At 59.9% G+C, this 17,374-nt stretch carries 18 protein-coding genes; 8 read left to right on the top strand and 10 right to left on the bottom strand.

Features of this window, described 5'->3' with window-relative positions; all coding sequences use genetic code 11:
- The first annotated feature begins 49 nt into the window (after positions 1-49).
- Together I6E51_RS13930 and I6E51_RS13925 are read left to right on the top strand one after the other, a co-directional pair.
- Complete coding sequence (locus I6E51_RS13930; RefSeq protein ID WP_197110691.1) at positions 50-1,042, top strand: NAD-dependent epimerase/dehydratase family protein; 993 nt, start codon at positions 50-52, stop codon at positions 1,040-1,042.
- 69 nt (positions 1,043-1,111) lie between these two features.
- Entirely contained in the window at positions 1,112-1,885 is a 774-nt protein-coding gene (locus I6E51_RS13925; protein ID WP_197110690.1) for an SDR family oxidoreductase, read from the top strand.
- On the opposite strand, the gene I6E51_RS13920 is transcribed toward I6E51_RS13925, so the two are convergent.
- On the bottom strand, positions 1,882-3,405 hold the full coding sequence (locus I6E51_RS13920; protein ID WP_231600169.1) for an MFS transporter: 1,524 nt from the start codon (positions 3,403-3,405) through the stop codon (positions 1,882-1,884). The two genes, I6E51_RS13925 and I6E51_RS13920, sit on opposite strands and share 4 nt — an antisense overlap.
- A gap of 44 nt (positions 3,406-3,449) precedes the next feature.
- On the opposite strand from I6E51_RS13920, the gene I6E51_RS13915 reads away from it, so the two are divergent.
- Both I6E51_RS13915 and I6E51_RS13910 read left to right on the top strand, forming a co-directional pair.
- Positions 3,450-4,130: a uracil-DNA glycosylase gene (locus I6E51_RS13915; protein ID WP_197110689.1), complete on the top strand. Its 681-nt coding sequence runs from the start codon at positions 3,450-3,452 to the stop codon at positions 4,128-4,130.
- A gap of 77 nt (positions 4,131-4,207) precedes the next feature.
- The gene (locus I6E51_RS13910; protein ID WP_197110688.1) at positions 4,208-4,714 is read left to right on the top strand and encodes a GNAT family N-acetyltransferase; all 507 of its coding nucleotides are present in this window, start codon (positions 4,208-4,210) and stop codon (positions 4,712-4,714) included.
- 110 nt (positions 4,715-4,824) lie between these two features.
- On the opposite strand, the gene I6E51_RS13905 is transcribed toward I6E51_RS13910, so the two are convergent.
- Genes I6E51_RS13905 through I6E51_RS13895 form a run of 3 tightly spaced genes read right to left on the bottom strand, consistent with a single transcriptional unit; the run spans position 4,825 to position 6,838 of the window.
- Complete coding sequence (locus tag I6E51_RS13905; RefSeq protein ID WP_197110687.1) at positions 4,825-5,595, bottom strand: ABC transporter permease; 771 nt, start codon at positions 5,593-5,595, stop codon at positions 4,825-4,827.
- A complete protein-coding gene (locus I6E51_RS13900; protein ID WP_197110686.1) occupies positions 5,592-6,482 on the bottom strand; it encodes an ABC transporter ATP-binding protein in 891 nt (296 codons plus the stop codon). The genes I6E51_RS13905 and I6E51_RS13900 overlap by 4 nt, the downstream gene beginning before the upstream one ends.
- On the bottom strand, positions 6,479-6,838 hold the full coding sequence (locus I6E51_RS13895; RefSeq protein WP_197110685.1) for a GntR family transcriptional regulator: 360 nt from the start codon (positions 6,836-6,838) through the stop codon (positions 6,479-6,481). Before I6E51_RS13895 ends, I6E51_RS13900 begins: the two co-directional genes overlap by 4 nt.
- 141 nt (positions 6,839-6,979) lie before the next feature.
- On the opposite strand from I6E51_RS13895, the gene I6E51_RS13890 reads away from it, so the two are divergent.
- Complete coding sequence (locus I6E51_RS13890; protein ID WP_197110684.1) at positions 6,980-8,395, top strand: amidase; 1,416 nt, start codon at positions 6,980-6,982, stop codon at positions 8,393-8,395.
- Between the two features lie 275 nt (positions 8,396-8,670).
- On the opposite strand, the gene I6E51_RS14650 is transcribed toward I6E51_RS13890, so the two are convergent.
- Positions 8,671-8,958, bottom strand: coding sequence for a beta/gamma crystallin domain-containing protein (locus I6E51_RS14650; RefSeq protein WP_368855207.1), 288 nt, complete (start codon positions 8,956-8,958; stop codon positions 8,671-8,673).
- A 156-nt stretch (positions 8,959-9,114) separates the two neighbouring features.
- Entirely contained in the window at positions 9,115-9,867 is a 753-nt protein-coding gene (locus I6E51_RS13880) for a hypothetical protein (protein ID WP_197110682.1), read from the bottom strand.
- Positions 9,868-10,167: 300 nt separating this feature from the next.
- On the opposite strand from I6E51_RS13880, the gene I6E51_RS13875 reads away from it, so the two are divergent.
- Entirely contained in the window at positions 10,168-11,601 is a 1,434-nt protein-coding gene (locus I6E51_RS13875; RefSeq protein WP_231600168.1) for a hypothetical protein, read from the top strand.
- Between the two features lie 554 nt (positions 11,602-12,155).
- Here I6E51_RS13875 and I6E51_RS14465 read toward each other — a convergent pair.
- Positions 12,156-12,278: a hypothetical protein gene (locus I6E51_RS14465; protein ID WP_255528634.1), complete on the bottom strand. Its 123-nt coding sequence runs from the start codon at positions 12,276-12,278 to the stop codon at positions 12,156-12,158.
- Positions 12,279-12,474: 196 nt separating this feature from the next.
- Between I6E51_RS14465 and I6E51_RS13870 the strand changes: the two genes are divergently transcribed.
- Both I6E51_RS13870 and I6E51_RS13865 read left to right on the top strand, forming a co-directional pair.
- Complete coding sequence (locus I6E51_RS13870; RefSeq protein ID WP_197110680.1) at positions 12,475-12,828, top strand: siderophore-interacting protein; 354 nt, start codon at positions 12,475-12,477, stop codon at positions 12,826-12,828.
- A gap of 106 nt (positions 12,829-12,934) precedes the next feature.
- Complete coding sequence (locus tag I6E51_RS13865) at positions 12,935-14,602, top strand: DUF262 domain-containing protein (RefSeq protein WP_197110679.1); 1,668 nt, start codon at positions 12,935-12,937, stop codon at positions 14,600-14,602.
- Positions 14,603-14,629: 27 nt separating this feature from the next.
- On the opposite strand, the gene I6E51_RS13860 is transcribed toward I6E51_RS13865, so the two are convergent.
- From I6E51_RS13860 to I6E51_RS13850, 3 genes are read right to left on the bottom strand one after another with little or no spacing between them, the layout of a single operon-like run.
- Positions 14,630-15,097 carry a hypothetical protein gene (locus tag I6E51_RS13860; protein ID WP_307784015.1) on the bottom strand — a complete coding sequence of 156 codons (468 nt, stop codon included), beginning with the start codon at positions 15,095-15,097 and terminating at the stop codon, positions 14,630-14,632.
- Positions 15,094-16,506, bottom strand: coding sequence for an NAD(P)/FAD-dependent oxidoreductase (locus I6E51_RS13855; RefSeq protein ID WP_197110678.1), 1,413 nt, complete (start codon positions 16,504-16,506; stop codon positions 15,094-15,096). Before I6E51_RS13855 ends, I6E51_RS13860 begins: the two co-directional genes overlap by 4 nt.
- 58 nt (positions 16,507-16,564) lie before the next feature.
- Positions 16,565-17,365 (bottom strand): crotonase/enoyl-CoA hydratase family protein, encoded by an 801-nt coding sequence (locus I6E51_RS13850; protein ID WP_197110677.1) that lies wholly within the window; start codon positions 17,363-17,365, stop codon positions 16,565-16,567.
- Positions 17,366-17,374: the final 9 nt, after the last annotated feature.

Genomic DNA, 17,374 nt, shown 5'->3' with positions numbered 1-17,374 from the left:
GAACTAGATTGAACCGACCGTTCGCTGCAGGAACCCTTCGAGGAGACAAATGACTACCGTGCTCGTTACCGGCGCCTCGGGCTTCATCGCTAAACACATCGTCCGCGAGCTGCTGAAGCATGACTACTCGGTGAAAGCCGCAGTGCGCTCACACACGCGACAAGCTCAAGTCGAGGCGTTGTTTCCCGGTGCCGACCTAAGCTTTGTCTCCCTCGACCTGCTCTCCGACGAGGGCTGGGCCGAGGCGATGGTGGGGGTAGATGTGCTTCTCCACACCGCGTCACCCTTCCCGGTCGATGAGCCTAAGGACCCGCAGGAAATCATTCGCCCCGCTGTCGAGGGCACTCGGCGGGCGCTCGTCGCCGCGCAGGCCGCCGGCGTGCATCGTGTCGTCCTCACCTCCAGTTGCGCCGCAATCTATAAAGATTCAGCCAAGCCGCGAATGGATGTGTCGACGCCCGCGAATTGGACAGACCCGAAGCATCCCGACACCACCGCCTATGAGGCATCGAAGACCTTGGCGGAGCGAGCTGCGTGGGCATTCGTAGCCGAGCACCCCGAGATGCAACTCACGACGATCAACCCCGGTGCCGTCTTCGGCCCGCCCATGGATGAGCACTACGCCACCTCGTTGGCGTATGTTCAGCGATTCCTCGGTGGCGTCGACCCGGCGTACCCCAAATCGAACCTGCCCATCGTGGATGTTCGTGACGTTGCCCGCATGCACGTCACAGCAATCGACAGTGCGGTGGCGATCGGCAAGCGGTATCCCGCGAACGCAGGCGCGATGATGATCACCGAAGCCAGCACGGTGCTCAAGAATGCCTATCCGCAGCGCAAGATCACCACCCGTCAACTGCCCGACTGGCTGGTGAAAGTTGTTGCTCCCTTCAACCCCGCAGTGCGGGCGCTTGCCGGCTCCATCCAGCGCAACCTCGATGTTGATGGCTCAGATGCCCCGCGTGACTTGGGCTTTACCTATATTTCCTCCACCGATGCGATTCTGGCGTCGGCCGAATACCTCGTCGCGAACGAACACTAAAGCCTGCTTGCCTGCCGCGTGGGCGGCATCCGGTGGCTGGCCACTGCTCCAAGCCACTACCGTTAAAGCATGGCGATCAAGCGAGTAGTAGTTACCGGCGCAAGTTCAGGAATCGGCGAAGCGACTGCACGTCGTTTTGTGAAACATGGCTGGCAGGTGGTTGCTGTCGCGCGACGGGAGGAACGGCTTGCGGCGCTCGCGGCCGACACCGGCGTTGACACCTTCGTTGCCGACGTGACAAAACAGGATGACGTCGAGGCGCTCGCCGCCTACCTGCGTGAGCTTGGCCCGATCCACGCCCTCGTCAACAATGCCGGTGGTGCGCTCGGCGTCGCGAGTGTTGAAGAGAGCGACGCGGATGACTGGATCCGGATGTTCGACGTCAACGTCGTGGGAACCAAGCGAGTAACCAGTGCACTCTTGCCGCTGCTGCGCGAAGCGATCGTGGAGGGCGACACGGCGAGCATCCTCATGATTACGTCAATTGCCGCCACCGTGCCTTATGAAGGCGGCAGCGGCTACAACGCAGCCAAGTTTGCCCAGCACGCCCTCACCGCTGTGTTGCGGCTCGAGCTTGCGGGGGAGCCGATCCGGGTGATCGAGGTTGCTCCCGGCATGGTGAAGACAGAAGAGTTCGCGCTCGTTCGTTTCGGTGGCGATGCTGCCAAGGCCGACACCGTCTATGAGAATGTGCCCGACCCGCTGGTTGCCGATGACATTGCCGAGGCAATTGTGCACGCTCTTGAGCTGCCGCCGTTCGTCAACCTCGACCTCGTCACGATTAAGCCGGTTGCTCAGGCTGCACCCTTCAAAATGATCCGCGGTGAGCTGAAGGTTCGTTAGTCGTTGCTATTTCCGGGGGCTGTCGTAGGTTCGGCGCTCTCGGTCGCAGTGCCGTGTGTTCCTACTGTTGGCACGAGCTCGTCGATCTCATCCACCACGTCGGCGAACGCTAGCTTCGGCACCAAGAACAACAGCACGGCGGCGACGAGTGCACCAACCCCGCAGATCGTGAAGACCGTCAGGTAACCGAACAGGCTTGAGGCGGTTTCGGTGACGGCGGATGCAGCGCCGGCCAGAAGCACGATGGCGAAGATCGCCGACGCGAACGAGCCACCAATCGTCTTGGTCGTGTTAGTGAGAGCGGTCGCGATGCCCGTCTGGCCTCGCGGAGCAGCGGCTGCGGCCGCAGCGGGCAGTGCACCGACGAGTGCACCCGAGCCAAGACCCGCAATGCTCATGTTGAGGAAGACGCTCAGCACTGTCGCGTGGAACGGCAAGAACATCAGGTAGCCGGTTGCGACAAAGAAGGTGGCCACGATGAGCGCGACGCGCGGGCTCTTCCACTTCGACAGAATCGGGAAGAGAAGTGCTCCCACAATCATCGAAACGAGGTAGGCGCCGATGATGTACGAAATCTCATCGGATTCCATTCCGAGGCCGTACCCATTGATCGGGTCGGTGCCGGCGAAGGTCGCGAGCGGTGCCTGGGCGCCGAGCAAGCTGATGCCGACGAGCCCCGCCGTGAGTTGGATGGGCCACATGCTCGGGTCGCGCAGCATCCGAAGATCGATCGCTGGGTCTTTTTGGCGCAGTTCGTAGCGGCCCCACGGAATGAAGGTCGCGACACCGGCGAGCATGATGACGTACACCCACAGAGCCCCTGGTCCGTTGATGCGCAAGAACGTAAGCCCCGATGTGATGAGCAAGAGGCCGATCGTGAGGATTACGAAACCCCAGAAGTCGAGACTGCGGCCCGGGAGCGGTTTCGATTCGGGAACGCCGAACAGGATCACGAAGAAGACGATCGTTACGGCGATCGCGGGGATCATCAGAGTCTGTTGAACGTTTTCGCCGAAGGCTTTGAAGATGCGGCCGCCACCGAGGGCGCCCATGATTGCACCGGCTTCGAGGGCAACCACCAGGAATCCTGCGGCCCGACGGGTCTGTGATGCGCCCATGCCGGTGACGCGTCCACGGTCAAAGATCAGTGCGACTTCGAGCGGGAGCCAGACGACGTAGAAACCTTGCAGAGCCCACGCGATCAAGAAGCTCGTGAAATCACCGGTGAAGGCGAGCCACCAGGTTGCGCCGGCGGTGAGAACGGTCGAAATGAGCAGGATGCGCTTGTGGCCGTGCATGTCGCCGAGCTTCGCCAGAATCGGCACCACAATGGCGCTCAGCAGCAGCTGCGCAGCCTCGAACCAGTTGAAGTCTGCATCGCGGATGCCGAGGTGATCGACGATGTCAGGGATCAGTGGGATGTAGTACCCCTGAATGATTCCGCTCACCAGCTCGACAAAGAAGAGGTAGCCGATGAGGCCCATCGTGATGGCCCCGGATTTTCCGCGCAGGAATGACATGAACGGATGCTATCGGTAGACCGGGCGCGTATTAGCGTAGTGACATGGACTTGAGCAGTGTCGACCCCGGGTGGTCTCGCGAATTACACCCGTTAGGGGTACAACTGGATACTGTTCAGGCATTTCTTGACGACGAGACCGCCGCTGGCCGCGACTGGCTCCCGGAACCGGATGCCGTACTGCGGGCGTTCACAGCACCATTCGATGACGTGCGAGTGCTCGTCGTCGGCCAAGACCCGTATCCGACGCCGGGGCACGCCGTGGGGCTCGCATTCTCGGCCGACCGGGCGGTGCGACCGCTACCGCGGAGCCTCGCCAACATTTACAAGGAACTGCACGACGACCTCGGCATCTCGCCCGCGGCGCACCCTGACCTGAGTGCGTGGCAACGCCAAGGCGTGCTGCTGCTCAACAGGGTGCTGACGGTGCAGTCAGGGGAGACGGGCTCGCATCGTCGTCACGGCTGGGAAGAGATTACGGCCCACGCGATTCGGGCGCTCGCGGCGAGGCCGCAGCCACTTGTTGCGGTGCTGTGGGGCAAGGATGCGGCATCCGTTGCGCCGTTGCTGGGGGATACGCCGGTGATCGTGAGCGCGCACCCGAGCCCGCTGTCTGCCCGCCGCGGGTTCTTCGGCTCTAAGCCGTTTAGTCGAGTAAACGCTGCGCTCGAGGCGCAAGGGGCTGCGCCTATCGACTGGCGAATCGACCCGTCACCAGCCCCATAAAATGAGAGTCTCGTCACCCTCGGGGCGAGACAGTCTTCACCATTCGCATTCTTTGTCACGACACCTCGGGAGCACCCATGGCACACCACTTCAGAGACGCAATCGCGGCAGATGATGCGGCGCTCGCCGAAATCTATGGCCATTACGTGAGCACGACCGTTGTGACCTTCGACATCGTCGAGGTCACGCCCGAGATCATGACTGCCAAGCGAATCGGCGTCGAAGAGTCAGGGCTACCGTTCATCGTTGCGGTCGACGACACCGAGCAGGTGCTCGGCTATGCCGCCATGTTCCCGTGGCGCCCCAAGGCTGCCTACAAGCACACCGTCGAAGGGTCGATCTATTTGTCGCCGGCCGCCACCGGTCAGGGCGTGGGCGGCGCACTGCTCACCGAACTGCTCGATCGCGGACGGCAGATCGGTATCCGCGAAGTCATTGCCGTGATCTCGGATGAGGGCACCGAGGCTTCCGTGCACCTTCACCAGAAGCTGGGCTTCGAATCGATCGGGCACCTCAAGCGCGTTGGCTTCAAGTTCGATCGTTGGGTCGGCACCTTCCTGATGCAGAAGTCGATCGACGCGTAGCGCATCGCCCACGGACAAAAACTTCACGAACGCACGGATGCCCGGCCTCCCGCGAAGGGAGAGCCGGGCATCCGTGTCTCTGAGTTGTTTTAGCGACCGCAGCCTTAGAGCTACGCCGCGTTGCGCGGAGTTGCCCGCCGTAGCAGCACGAACCCAGCCACGCCGCTGATCGCGGTGAGTACGAGGCTCCAGGCGGCGACGCCGAGTACGCCGAGGTCAACGAACGTGTCGCCGACAGCAAACCACGAGTCGGTGAAGGTCACCAACGCAGCCAAGCCGACGAGGAGCGCCCCGACGATGATGAAAAACACGGTGACGCCTGTTGCCTTCCACCGCACCCAGACAGCAGCAATCGCTGACCCGAAGAAGAGGAAGAACAGGAACAGGACGAACGTGACGAAGATGCGTTCGGGCAGGTTGTCGCCGAAGTAGACGGGGGCGAACATCGTGCCGCCCATGCCCCAGCCGTTTGTTGCGTTTTCGATCACACCGAGAATGGCGAGGCCCGTCGTGTAAATCACGGCGAGAATCACAAAGGCGAGAGCGCTGCCGAGGTAGTAGTCACGACGAGTGACGCCATAGCCGAGTGCAAACGGGAACGTGATGCTGATCGCTTGAATCGCCACCACCATCATGTAAATGAAGATGAAGAAAGTGGATCCACCGAATTCTGTTCCCTGCAGTGCGCCTACTCTTTGCTCGGGGGAGAGAGCCGAGTAAATCAGCCACCAAATCGTGAGCGACCCCACAAAGATCACGCCGAGAATGATCCACGGCAAGCCGAGGGTCGTCCACGGGTTAGCGAAGTGCAGCTTGGCCACGCGCGTGATGCGCTTCAGGGGGCTTGCCGGCTGGGCGAGAGCCGTTGTTGTGGTCGTCATGCGCTGGCCTCGAATTCCTTGGTTTCGGTGCGGGTGAGTTGGATGATGAGCTGCTGCAGCGACACCGGTGACAGTTCCAGCCCGGCAGCGTGCGCGTCGCGGCGCTCGCTTTCGCTGAGTCCGGCAACGGTCACGGAGCTGAGCCCGCCGATGCCGTCGCGGTGCAGTACTTCGCGGTTGCCGATAAAAGTCTCGACGGCGGTCTTCATGCCGACAACGTTGGTGGCGCGATTGCGGAGAGTTTCGGCATCCTCGTTGATGAGGAGTTTGCCTTCGTCGATCACGAGAACGTGTTCGAGCAGGTTGCTGACTTCGTCAATGAGGTGAGTGGAGAGGATCACGGTGCGGGGGTGGGTGGCGTAGTCCTCAAGAAGGCGGTCGTAGAAGATTTGGCGAGCCACGGCATCCAACCCCAGGTAGGGCTCATCGAAGAAGGTGAGCGGTGCGCGTGAGGCGAGGCCGACGATGACGCCGATGGAGGAGAGCTGGCCGCGCGAGAGTTTCTTGATGCGGCGGTCGAGGGGGAGGCGGAAGTCGGCGATGAGGCGATCGGCAAAGTCTTGGTCCCAATTGGCGAAGAACCAGGGGGCAGTTTTGAAGACGTCTTTGGGGCGGAAGTCTTCGGGGTAGCGCTGGCTCTCTTTGATGAAGCAGGTGTTCTGCAGAACCTTGGCGTTCTCGACCGGGGGTTGGCCGAACAGTGAGATGGTGCCGCTGGAGGCGAACTCTTGGCCGGTGAGCAGCTGCATGAGCGTGGTCTTGCCGGCACCGTTGCGACCGAGGAGGCCGTAGATCTTGTTCTCTTCGACGGTGAAGCTCACGTCGTTGACGGCATTTACTCTGCCGAAGTGCTTGCTGAGGTTAGTTACCTCGATGGTGAAGGTCATGAGTTGTTCGCCTCCTTGGCGATCATCTGGGTGAGTTGGGCGGAGTCGATGCCGAGCTTTTCTGCTTCGGCCAAGAGGGGGCGAACGTACTCGCTGCTGAAGCTGTCGCGGCGGGCACCTTTGAGTTGTTCTTGAGCGCCGGCGGCGACGAACATTCCGATTCCTCGTTTCTTATAGAGAATTCCTGCATCGACGAGCACGTTCACGCCTTTGAGGGCGGTCGCGGGGTTGATGCGATAGAAGGCTGCGAACTCGTTGATCGAGGGAGCCTGGCCTTCTTCGGGCAGTGCGCCGGAGATGATGTCGTTCTCAATGTTCTCGGCGACCTGCGCGAAGAGGGGGCGAGAGTCATCCATCTGAGCCTCCTTTCTGAGTGCGGGCGGTGATCTAGCGGTGCCGCGGTCTTGCGGTCACAGCGCGGTGGCTAGTTGGTTAGTTGGTGATGTAACTAACCAACCAGCATCGCGGGTTGTTGTCAACCCCCTTAGGCTGAATCCGTGTCAGAACTTCATCGCCTCACCGCCCTTGAGCAGCTCCATCTCGTGCGATCGGGCGAGCTGAAGCCCAGCGAACTCGTGGAGTGCTACCTCGATCGCATCGAACGCCTCAACCCTGAGTTGGGCGCCTTTACGGTCGTGACTCCGGATGCTGCGCGCCAGCGTGCTGCGGAGCTTGAGGCCTCTGGCTCCCGTGCCTCCGCCCTCTGGGGTCTGCCCTCGGGCGAAAAAGACTTGTGGGCCCGCGCCGGAGTGCGCACCGCCTATGGATCGCGCGCCTTCGCTGACTTCGTCCCCGAGGTGTCGGACGAGATCGCCGACGTTCTCGATGCCGCCGGCGCGATCAGTCTCGGCAAGACCGCGACCCCCGAATTCGGCCTTCCCGCCTACACTGAGCCGCTCTCGGATGCTCCGGCCGTGAACCCCTGGGACACCTCGCTGGGCTCCGGCGGCAGCAGCGGGGGAGCGGCCGTCGCCGTTTCGGCGGGGCTCTTGCCTTTCGCGCCGGGCTCGGACGGCGGTGGCTCGATTCGCATCCCCGCCGCCGCGACCGGACTTGTCGGACTCAAGCCTTCGCGTGGTCGTGTGCCCGCGGGCAGCGGTTTCGGCAGTCTCGGCCAGCTTCCGGTGACCGGGCCGCTGGCTCGCACGGTGGCGGATGCTGCGTTGCTCCTCGATGGCATCGCTGGCCCCTCGCCCTTCTCGGTTGGTCCGCCAACGTGGGACGGCGGCGCGTTCCTCAACGCCGCGATCCGCGGCGAGGGCACCTTCAACATCGGCGTCATGACAACCTCGCCGTGGGATGACACCTACGAGATCAGCGTCTCGTCCGAAGCTCAGGATGCCCTCGCCCTCGCTCGCACCGCACTCGACCAGCTCGGCCACGGCAGTGAAGACTTCGCGCTCGACCCCTCACCCGAATTCGCCGAAGCCTTCACGGTGCTGTGGCAAGCAGGAGCCGCCGGAATCCCGCTCGATGGCGAGCAACTCGAGCTCGTGGAACCCCTCACGAAATGGCTCATCGAAAGCGGACGTCGGATGAGCGCGCGCGACGTGGGCGTCGCCATCGCGACGCTGTCTCGGTTCGAGCGCAGCGTCATCCGCCAGTTCTCGACCTACGATGCCGTGCTGACCCCGGCGATGGCCATGACGCCGCGCCCGCTCGGCTGGTTTTATGCCGAGGATGCCTTCGAGAACTTTGCGAAGCAAGTACAGTACACGCCCTGGACAAGCTTCGTCAACGTCTCAGGCCTGCCCGCAATCAGCCTCCCCGTGCACGAAACCGCGGAAGGGCTGCCGATGGGCGTGCAACTCATTGGCCGCCCCGGTCGCGAAGACGTGTTGCTCGCGATTGGTGCGCAGCTCGAGCGCCGCTTCCAGTGGGGCTCGCGGCATCCGGCGGCATTTGGGGCTTAGTCGAGTGGCCAAATTTGACTTCCGCGAGATCGCAGGGTGCCACCGAGCTTCACTGCTGCGTCGGCGTGCGCCGCGCACTTCAGACCATCGCCTCGAGACCTTCTAAGAGAACGAATTCTGTGCCGAGAGCTGGCGGGATAGTTGATTGAGCGCCGCGAGAACGGGCGACCCTGCGAATTGCGACTTTTGGCCAGTGTGCTCGAACGATAGGTGATTCGGGCGGGTAGCCTGTGGCCGCGCGTTCAGCAGCGCAGCCACAGGAGAACTATTCCAGGTCAATAGATCCGTATGCCACTAATGGTCTGGGTGGGGATGGACTTGGCCTGCCATTTGCTGAAGTAGGTAGTTCCATTTGAGCCTTGTACGTATCCGGCATTGTTTCCGGAGCTGATGGAGTAAACCCCGTATAGCGTGACTGATGCGTATCCGGCATTTGCCCAGCAGGTGGTGCTGGTCGATACAAGATTGAGGTATTGAGATCCGCAACTCCATCGGTTAATTGCATTAGCGGATGTGCTACCTCCAACTAAGAGCGCAGCTGTTATGCCGACGGTGGCAAGCATTGCAGGAATTTTTCTCGCAGTCTTATTCATTTTTACCCCGTAATTGGTCTTGTCATGAGAGAGCCACATGACATCTAGACCTGAATCTATCTCACAGAAACGACGTTGACAAGATCTCAGATTTGCCCATCACGAACGGAAGCGCTCGACCGAACGTCATTCTGTGTCGATCGACGGGTCCGAGATGCTATCGCGCCATGTTCGGAGTTCGGGTTCATGGCCGAGGATGTAGGTTTCGTCTTCGATGACCTGAGCATCTAGCACGGCAGCTATAAGGTTCGTTACGCGTTTGCATCGCAGGTCGGCCATTGCCACCGCGATCTGCCGAGGAGAAGGCTTAGTTTCCTGTACGTAGGAGAACAGAGGGTCGAGAGGTGTGGCGAACGTATACCCTTCGTTAGTCATACACGCACTCCAGCCAGCGATCGCTTGAACTACGTTCTCATTGTCGAAGACGGGCTTCGGGCCTCCGTCGGGCAGTGAGGCATAGCTAAAGCTGAGCAACGGGTCGTTGTCCCCCTGGATTAGATGGCCGCACTTCTTGGCGGAGACCTCCGGGAGATCGGCCACGTAGATCACAGGAGTCGGCTGCGGCCGTTGGTAGCCGAACTCTTCAGCCGAGGCAGGATCGAAAAAGCCCCATATATCTCCTCGTAACTTACGATCCTCTACACCACTCTTGATGAAGGCGCGCAGATCATCCGGGTCGCCGAAGGTGAACTGATGGTCGACGCCGGTCGATGCGAGGCAGTCGTTTACCGTCCCCTCAGCCTTCTCGATATCAGTGAGAATTTCATCCACAGTGAGCATGTACCCATCGATTGGGCGCGCTATGTCGCTCGGATGGGCTACAACCGGGCTGGATGAGTAGTTCTGCGGAACAGAGGCGCATCCGGTCACGGTGCTCATGATCAGGACAAATATAGAGACGGTGGCTCGTTGGCGAACGAGCAAGCACGACTTGATTAATACTTCCCTACTCACGTGCTTCTTTCTTTCGAGGTTAGATCTAGAGTGTCCTGTAGCACTTCATTCTGCAAGTATTTTTCATTTTTGATTCGGAGACAGATGACTTCTCGATCCACTAAGCGGAATTCGCCCACTTGGGGCTTCAACCGAATAGCAGCCGAAATCAGCTGGTTACTCGGCGCTTCGGGGATGGCGATATTGGTTTCGGCACATATAGCCCTATCGCCGGGGCGGGGGGAGATGATGTTTCTTGACGGGGATTCTATGATCGTCCCGCTTTTCTCCCGCTCACTGCTCGAGGGAACCGCAAGTGACTGGGCGATGTCGGCTGTTTTTTTCGTGCCCGAACTGGTTGCGTTCACAGCTCTGCTTGCAACGGGTTTAGAGATCCATGTCGTTCAGTTTCTCTCTGCTTTTCTAAATTTCATCGGTCTCTATGTAGTTTTTCGAACTTGTTCGTCATGGCTGTCTCCGAATTTTTGGCGTCAGTCCGGCGCAGCAATGGCAGGTTATCTGGCGGTCTGCGTTCTCGCGCTACTGGAGGGGGGAGGTGATCGGAATAGCTTCGAACTCGCTTCGCTGCTTGCGATGACTACGTACTACGCAGCAACTGTTCTGGGTTCAGTCCTTGCTGTTGGGCTGGTTCAGAAAATTGTCAGTAGCGTTCAGAGGCGCTCTGTTTTAGAAGTAGCCTTACTGCTGCTGGTCATCATCTCTGCGTTTTCTAATCCGATTTTTATCGCGTGGGCGATCTTTCCGCTCGTCTTCCTAATGGTGTACCTGAACATCCTGATGTCATGGCAGGCGTCAAGCCGGCGAGTCATCGTGATTCTGCTTGGTGGATCAATAGTCGGGTATGCGCTAAGGCTGCCTCTCGCGCCCTGGGTCGTTGCCGATAGTGAAAACTACTTCCGCCCGTCTCGGGCTCAGGAGTCTGTCTCCTATTACTGGAATCTACTAATGGATCGTGCGGTATCTGAGGGAGGTGTGGCGGCCATCACGCTGACCTTGGCTCTGATGATTCTCGGGGCGGTCTTGTCTGTGAAATTCGTGCGTAAACACGCGGTCGGGCCAGCGATCGTAGCCACTTACTCATGGCTCGCCCCGATTTCTACGACAATCGGGTTCGTGCTCTTGGGGACAGAAGCAGCTCGATACCTTCAAATGTGGGCCTTCGCGCCGGCGCTTTCACTGATCGTTTTAGTGAGCGAAGTCCTGCCTCATAGCCTCAGGAATGCCGCACGCAAACTCGCGCTCATTCCGGCAGCAGCCATAGGAATCATTGCTGTTTCCTTTGCCGGAATCGCTCTTCCCTCGGCTGTGACGGCCTTCACGACCTCCGATAGATCGCTTGCTTGCGCGGTGAATTGGGTGAATAATACCGAGCGGTCGGGGGCGGGGCAATTCTGGAGTGTCCGAGCGATCAAGACCTATGCCGATGATCCGAGTCAACTGCTCCAAACTGACGACCGGCTAAATGGGTACAGCTGGTTGGTGGATCGAAGAGATTTCTCGCAGCGCACTGTCTCCTTTCTCATAACTGACGCACAAAGTTCCCCGTTTGCGCTGCCGGCGGGTTACGAGAACTTGCCTTCATCGAACATTGACTGCGGGCGCTTCCAAATCACAGATTTCGGACACGCAAATATTCCAGTCGGCCCTCTTTGGCCATGAAGTGCGATAAGCATTCGAGGCAATAAAGCCACGCCCGCTGGAGGTGAGGGGCGCATTATGAAGAGCTGTGGCACCGACTCGATCCGGCACCTCAGCGGGCTGCCTTTGCATTGAGCACGCGGAGCCGGGCTTAGCAGGCGCCGAGCTCCAACGCTCGAGATACGCGAGCCAAGAATTTGGTGTCGGCTAGGCGTCCGCACCGCTGCCGCGGCCAAGAAAGTGGCTGGCGCGCCGAGCCCCAGAACTCTCTGCGCTGCCCCTAAAACCGCCACTGACCGCAGAAACCTTGACGGTTGATCGGGCGCGGTGTTGCGGCTGCTAGTCAGGTTGGGGCTATCGCGGAACTAAAGAGCTGTCTATATCTCACGGTCGGCGTCTGATAGCGATCAGTCGAACAGCATCATGTGCGCGGATTGGCGAAGAGTGCACTTCAGCTGCGCGGCCACGATCGTGGCAGGTATGCCCAGACAATCTGCGCAGCGATCAAAACCACGATCAGAAGTGCGCTGGCGGCCATGAGCCAGATCGACCAATCCCAGACTGTCGATATCCATTCAGTTGCGGGATGGCTCCAGTCGAGTCCTTGCGCGCGCAACCGAAGTGAATCCGAGGATGCCGAGATAGAACGCAAGGTTGATCCCCAAGCTCCAAAATGCGGCGATTATTGCTCGCTTCATGGAACCAGCGTAGGTTCCGAACCCCTTTTGAACAAGATGAATTCTCATAATCACGTATGGTGGCGCGAGGGAAACTGAAGCCGTAGCATGCAGCTTTCACCGACCGAGGACGTTCAGATGGACCGTTAAAAGTCGCGGCTTGGAGTCCGCCGAGAGGGCTTCGCGATTTAGGTAAGGCATGCCTATACTGGGATCAATGTTTCCCGAACTCTTCACACCGCAGATCGCCTGGAGTCCCCAGTCGGCTGACCGCGTGCTGCTCGCGGGAGACGAGACCTCGATTGACGCAATTTCGATGATCCTTGCGACATTGCCGGCCCGTTCACGCGGCCAAGTGTTCATCGAGGTTGACTCGGCTGACGACATCCAGCCGCTAACGGCTCCGGGTCGATTCAGCGTGTGCTGGCTTCTGCGCGAACGCGGCCAAAGCGTAGCCCGTTCGGTCGACGCGTGGCTCAGCGAAATGCTGCCGGTGAGCGCATTCGGTGAGAGCACCGTCTACGCGTGGGTTGCCCATCAGGGCCCCGCACGCCTGCTCAGCTCCAACTAGCTCGAACCCAAAATTTGCCGCTGAAGCAAAACAGCTGAAGGTGGAGAATATCTCAATTGTGCGTGTTTCCGGGTGCAACCATTCCCAGCCGCAGTAGTCTCTGGGCATGACGATGATTCCGGCCCCGACAGCGCGTGATCCCAAGCCAACTCCCGAGCGGATTCTTCAGCTTGCTAATCGGGTGCTCACGGGGGACATCATCCTGCCTGAGTTCCAGCGCCCTTTCGTCTGGAAGCGGAAACAGATTCTCGAACTGATGGACTCGATCTATAAGAACTACCCGATCGGGAGCCTTCTGGTGTGGGAATCGAAGCAGGATCTGGCGAGCAAGAGGTCGATCGCGGACTTGCAGGTTGCAGACCGAAGCGAAGGCTATCCGGTTAACTACTTGCTTGATGGGCAACAGCGCCTCTCCGCGATCTGTGGGGTGATCCATTGGGTGCCCGGAGATCCGCGAAGTGTGTGGAACGTTTATTTTGACTTGAAAACGAATAAATTTCAACACACCGATCGCGTCGATGACCTGCCGGTGCATCAGATCCCCTTGAGGAGAATGGCGAACGCTCCGGATTTCTACCGCCGACTGACTCCGATTGACGATGAAGCGATGCGTGCGCGTGCGGATCTACTTTTCACGCGCTTCTTGGAGTATCAAGTTCCCTTGGTCACTCTTGGGGATATGTCGATTGAGGATGTAGCTCCAGTCTTCGAGCGGATCAACTCGACTGGTACCCGACTGACCATATACGACTTGATGCGCGCGGCGACCTGGAGTCCGGAATTCGACCTCGGGGCAACGGTCGAGGGTATTAAGAGCGTTCTCCAGGCGAAAAAATACCACTCACTGGACGATAAGACTTTCTTGCGCACTCTTGGCGCGGCCGCGGGTGGGGATTTCTCTGCTCAAAGTATCGATGCTCTTCGAGATCTTCCTCTCGAAAAGCTAACCGCGGCAGCTGAGGCTATGAAGGCGGGTACGCTCAGGGCAGCTGATTTTCTTGCAACAGAGATCACCGCGCCGCGTGCAGAGGCAATTCCGTATTCCAATCAGTTCGCTGTGCTGAGCGAGGTTTTTCGGCTAGTTCCTACTCCGAGTACTTCTCAGCTCGCTGAAGTAAAGCGCTGGTTTTGGAAGACGACTTTGTCTAGCTACTTCAGCGGCTGGGACAGCGGGCAGATGACCCAAGACACACGAACGGTGAGAGAATTCGCAGCGGGCAGATCAGACTCGCTCGGGGATGGAGGAATCATGCCCAGTAACTCATTGTGGAAAATGAAACCGTTTCGCACTAACAGTGCGGCGTCGAAGATGCTCGCGTTGATGTTGGCGGAAGGCATGCCGCTTGATCTTGTAAACGGCCAGCGAATCGATGTTGATAAGTCGCTTGCATGGTCAAATGACAAGGAATATCACCATTTTTTCCCACAAGCCTTCTTAGCGCGCAAGGGCATCAAAGCAAGCCAGTCAAACGTCGTTGGGAATATTGTTCTACTCACGTCGATTAGCAATATAAAGATCAAGGACAAGGCTCCTAGCGAGTATCTCGCTGAAATTATTGCTGCCTCGGGCCGTGAAGCTCTTGTAGATCGGCTTCAATCGAACCTTGTCCCGGAGGATGCTCTAGATATGGCACTTCGAGATGACTACGAAGGCTTCCTCACGATCCGCAGCGAGTACCTTCATGCGCATGTAATGAACCTGACCGGATCGGTCGACGCTCGAAGCAGTACGCACGAGCTGCTGGACGATTCAATCGATGACAGTAACGACTGATTCGTTCGGCGTACGCCTGAATGTCCGCTAGTTTTTCGTGATGCCTTTCGGCGCACGCGATGATTTCGCGCGCACATAGCCACCCAACTCCAGCCCCGCCTCCACCTCAAAGCGGTTCGTCAGCGGGTTCTGCCCCGCCAGCAGATACAGCGGAATAAACCACAACCCGTACGTGCGCCACTGCTCGCGGTGCACAGCCTCATGCGCGAGCACGTTATCGCTCGCGTTGTCGCAGGTCAGATACACGGCGCCAATCGTGGTGCCGCCGCGACCAAAGGCCCAGCGAGGCACGTGCTCGGCAACGATAACGCCGCCTTGAGAACGCACCCGCAGTCCGCTCAACACGCCACCCCACAGCAGCCCGGATGCCGTAGCAAACCAGTAACCGGGTCGCGTAACAACGGGGTGCAGCAGCACTCGCTGAGCGCGCGGACTGTGTTCGGCGCGCGCCAAAGCGCGCCCGAGTCGCGTGCCCAGCGTTAGCGCTCGGCTCACGGGCGCCCGATGGTTTCGAGCAGTCGCAGCCACACCTCACTGATCGTGGGGTACGAGGGAACCGCGTGCCACAGGCGCGCGATGGGAACCTCGCCGACGATGGCGATGGTGGCCGAGTGCAGCAACTCCGCGACATCCTGACCCACAAAAGTCGCGCCGATAATGACCTGACGTTCGCGATCAATCACAAGTCGTGCGTGGCCTTCGTAGCCGTCAGCCTGCAGGCTCGCGCCGGCAACCCAACCAATGTTGTAGTCGACGACCTGAGCGTCAATGCCCTGCTTCTCGGCGTCGTGAGACATGACGCCCACCGAGGCGACTTCGGGATCGCTAAACGTGACTTGCGGCACAGCGCCGTGGTCGGCGGTCGCAACATGCGCACCCCAGGGGGCGTCATCCACGGTTTCGCCCTTAGCGCGGGCAGCAATCACGTCACCGGCAGCACGCGCTTGGTACTTGCCCTGATGGGTGAGCAGCGCGCGGTGGTTGACGTCACCCACGGCGTACAGCCAGTCGGTGTCGTGCACGAGCATCGTGTCGTCGACCGAGAGCCAGTCGCCTGGGGTGAGGCCGACTGTCTCGACACCGATGTCGTTCGTGCGCGCGGCGCGACCAGTAGCAATGAGAACTTCGGATGCCGTAAAAGTGGCATCGTCAGTAGTGATCACGACGCCGTCAGCGGTGCGTTCCACGCTCGTGGGGGAGGCCGCAACGATCGTGACGCCGCGCTCTTTGAGCGCCTTCTCCACCATCTCGCCGGCGAAGTCTTCCTGACCGTTGAGGAGTCCGCTGCGGGCAAACAGAGTGACCTCGGCACCGAGGTCGAGGTAGGCAGTAGCCATCTCGACGCCTACAACGCCGCCGCCGATGATGGCGAATGATTCGGGAACAACTTTCACCGAGGTCGCTTCACGCGGGGTCCACGGCTTTGCATCGATCAACCCGGGAATGTTGGGAAGCTTCGGGTCAGAGCCGGTCGCGACGACGACGGCATGATTCGCGGTGAGGGTCGTGACGGTTCCGTCGTCAGCAGTGACGGTGACCTTCTTCTCTCCGTCGAGGCGAGCGTGACCACGCTCGAGCCCGATTCCCGCTTTCTTCACCCACTTCACTTGACCTGCGTCATCCCAATTGCTGGTGAAGCTGTTGCGACGCGCGAGGAGAGCCTCGACGTTGATGCCACCGGTGACGGCTTCGGCGGCGCCCGGTAGCTTCTCGACAGCACGAAGTGCGAGACCGCTGCGGATGAGGGCCTTCGATGGCATGCAGGCCCAGTACGAGCACTCACCGCCCACGAGTTCGCTCTCGATCAGTACGACGCTGAGCCCGCCCTGAACGGCGCGATCTGCAATGTTTTCACCAACCGCTCCGGCTCCAATGACAATGACATCCCAGTTGTTCTCGGTCATTTCGAACTCCTTCGCGTTGGTGGTGCGCGTGTTGCCGGGGTTGGTTGCGCCGGCGATCCTACTTGCCGATGAACTCGGCGGTTGTGCGGGTCATAAAGGCTTCCATGCCAATTCTGGCATCTTTACTCTGGGCAACGGCTACGAGTGCGGGCTGAAGGCCAGCCTCAGCGGCTGCATCGCCCTCGCGGATCGCTAGGTTCGCATTAGCCAGCGCGGCTTGCACCGCGAGCGGGGCCTGGGCTGCGACGCGGTGCGCCAGTTCGAGGCCGCGCGCATACTGCTCACCGTGCGGAACAACCTCTTGCACCATCCCGATTCGGTACGCCTCGGCAGCATCGAAGCTGTCGCCGGTGAGAATCCAGCGCATCGCATTTGACCAGCCGACCTGGCGGGGGAAGCGGATGGTGGCTCCACCAAAGGGCAGGATGCCACGCGATACTTCGACCTGACCGAAGACGGTCGAATCAGCGGCGACGGCAATGTCGCTCGCGAGCAGCAGCTCGATACCGAGCGTGAGGCACGTGCCCTGCACCGAAATCACGACGGGCTTCGAGAGCTTTTCGCCCGACACCTGCCACGGGTTGATGCCGCCCTCGGGAACCATATCGAGCCCATCCGCTCCGATGCGGGGGCCGATGTCGGCAAGGTCGAGGCCGCCAGTGAAGTGGTCGCCGTGAGCAAAAACGAAACCTGCCCGCAGCTCGGGATCGCGCTCAAGCTCGCCATAGGCCAGCGCCAGTTGCTGCAACATCTCCATGTCGGCGGCATTGCGCTTGTCGGTGCGATTGAGTCCGATGAGCAAGACGTGACCGTCTCGCTCCACAGTGATTTTCGGCGTGCTGGTGTTGGCGTCAGTCATGTCTTCAGA

Origin of the sequence: Salinibacterium sp. NSLL17, assembly GCF_015864935.1 — a bacterium.
GTDB lineage: Bacteria > Actinomycetota > Actinomycetes > Actinomycetales > Microbacteriaceae > Rhodoglobus.
The sequence above is the reverse complement of the archived record's forward strand: the minus strand, read 5'-3'. Positions and strand labels throughout refer to the sequence as shown.

What these genes read in the sequence shown, in the direction of transcription:
- I6E51_RS13930 (WP_197110691.1), top strand. Translation starts at nt 50, where the DNA reads ATGACTACCGTGCTCGTTACCGGCGCCTCGGGCTTCATCGCTAAACAC.
- I6E51_RS13925 (WP_197110690.1), top strand. Translation starts at nt 1,112, where the DNA reads ATGGCGATCAAGCGAGTAGTAGTTACCGGCGCAAGTTCAGGAATCGGC.
- I6E51_RS13920 (WP_231600169.1), bottom strand. Translation starts at nt 3,405, where the DNA reads ATGTCATTCCTGCGCGGAAAATCCGGGGCCATCACGATGGGCCTCATC.
- I6E51_RS13915 (WP_197110689.1), top strand. Translation starts at nt 3,450, where the DNA reads ATGGACTTGAGCAGTGTCGACCCCGGGTGGTCTCGCGAATTACACCCG.
- I6E51_RS13910 (WP_197110688.1), top strand. Translation starts at nt 4,208, where the DNA reads ATGGCACACCACTTCAGAGACGCAATCGCGGCAGATGATGCGGCGCTC.
- I6E51_RS13905 (WP_197110687.1), bottom strand. Translation starts at nt 5,595, where the DNA reads ATGACGACCACAACAACGGCTCTCGCCCAGCCGGCAAGCCCCCTGAAG.
- I6E51_RS13900 (WP_197110686.1), bottom strand. Translation starts at nt 6,482, where the DNA reads ATGACCTTCACCATCGAGGTAACTAACCTCAGCAAGCACTTCGGCAGA.
- I6E51_RS13895 (WP_197110685.1), bottom strand. Translation starts at nt 6,838, where the DNA reads ATGGATGACTCTCGCCCCCTCTTCGCGCAGGTCGCCGAGAACATTGAG.
- I6E51_RS14650 (WP_368855207.1), bottom strand. Translation starts at nt 8,958, where the DNA reads ATGCTTGCCACCGTCGGCATAACAGCTGCGCTCTTAGTTGGAGGTAGC.
- I6E51_RS13880 (WP_197110682.1), bottom strand. Translation starts at nt 9,867, where the DNA reads ATGAGCACCGTGACCGGATGCGCCTCTGTTCCGCAGAACTACTCATCC.
- I6E51_RS13875 (WP_231600168.1), top strand. Translation starts at nt 10,168, where the DNA reads ATGATGTTTCTTGACGGGGATTCTATGATCGTCCCGCTTTTCTCCCGC.
- I6E51_RS14465 (WP_255528634.1), bottom strand. Translation starts at nt 12,278, where the DNA reads ATGAAGCGAGCAATAATCGCCGCATTTTGGAGCTTGGGGATCAACCTT.
- I6E51_RS13870 (WP_197110680.1), top strand. Translation starts at nt 12,475, where the DNA reads ATGTTTCCCGAACTCTTCACACCGCAGATCGCCTGGAGTCCCCAGTCG.
- I6E51_RS13865 (WP_197110679.1), top strand. Translation starts at nt 12,935, where the DNA reads ATGACGATGATTCCGGCCCCGACAGCGCGTGATCCCAAGCCAACTCCC.
- I6E51_RS13855 (WP_197110678.1), bottom strand. Translation starts at nt 16,506, where the DNA reads ATGACCGAGAACAACTGGGATGTCATTGTCATTGGAGCCGGAGCGGTT.
- I6E51_RS13850 (WP_197110677.1), bottom strand. Translation starts at nt 17,365, where the DNA reads ATGACTGACGCCAACACCAGCACGCCGAAAATCACTGTGGAGCGAGAC.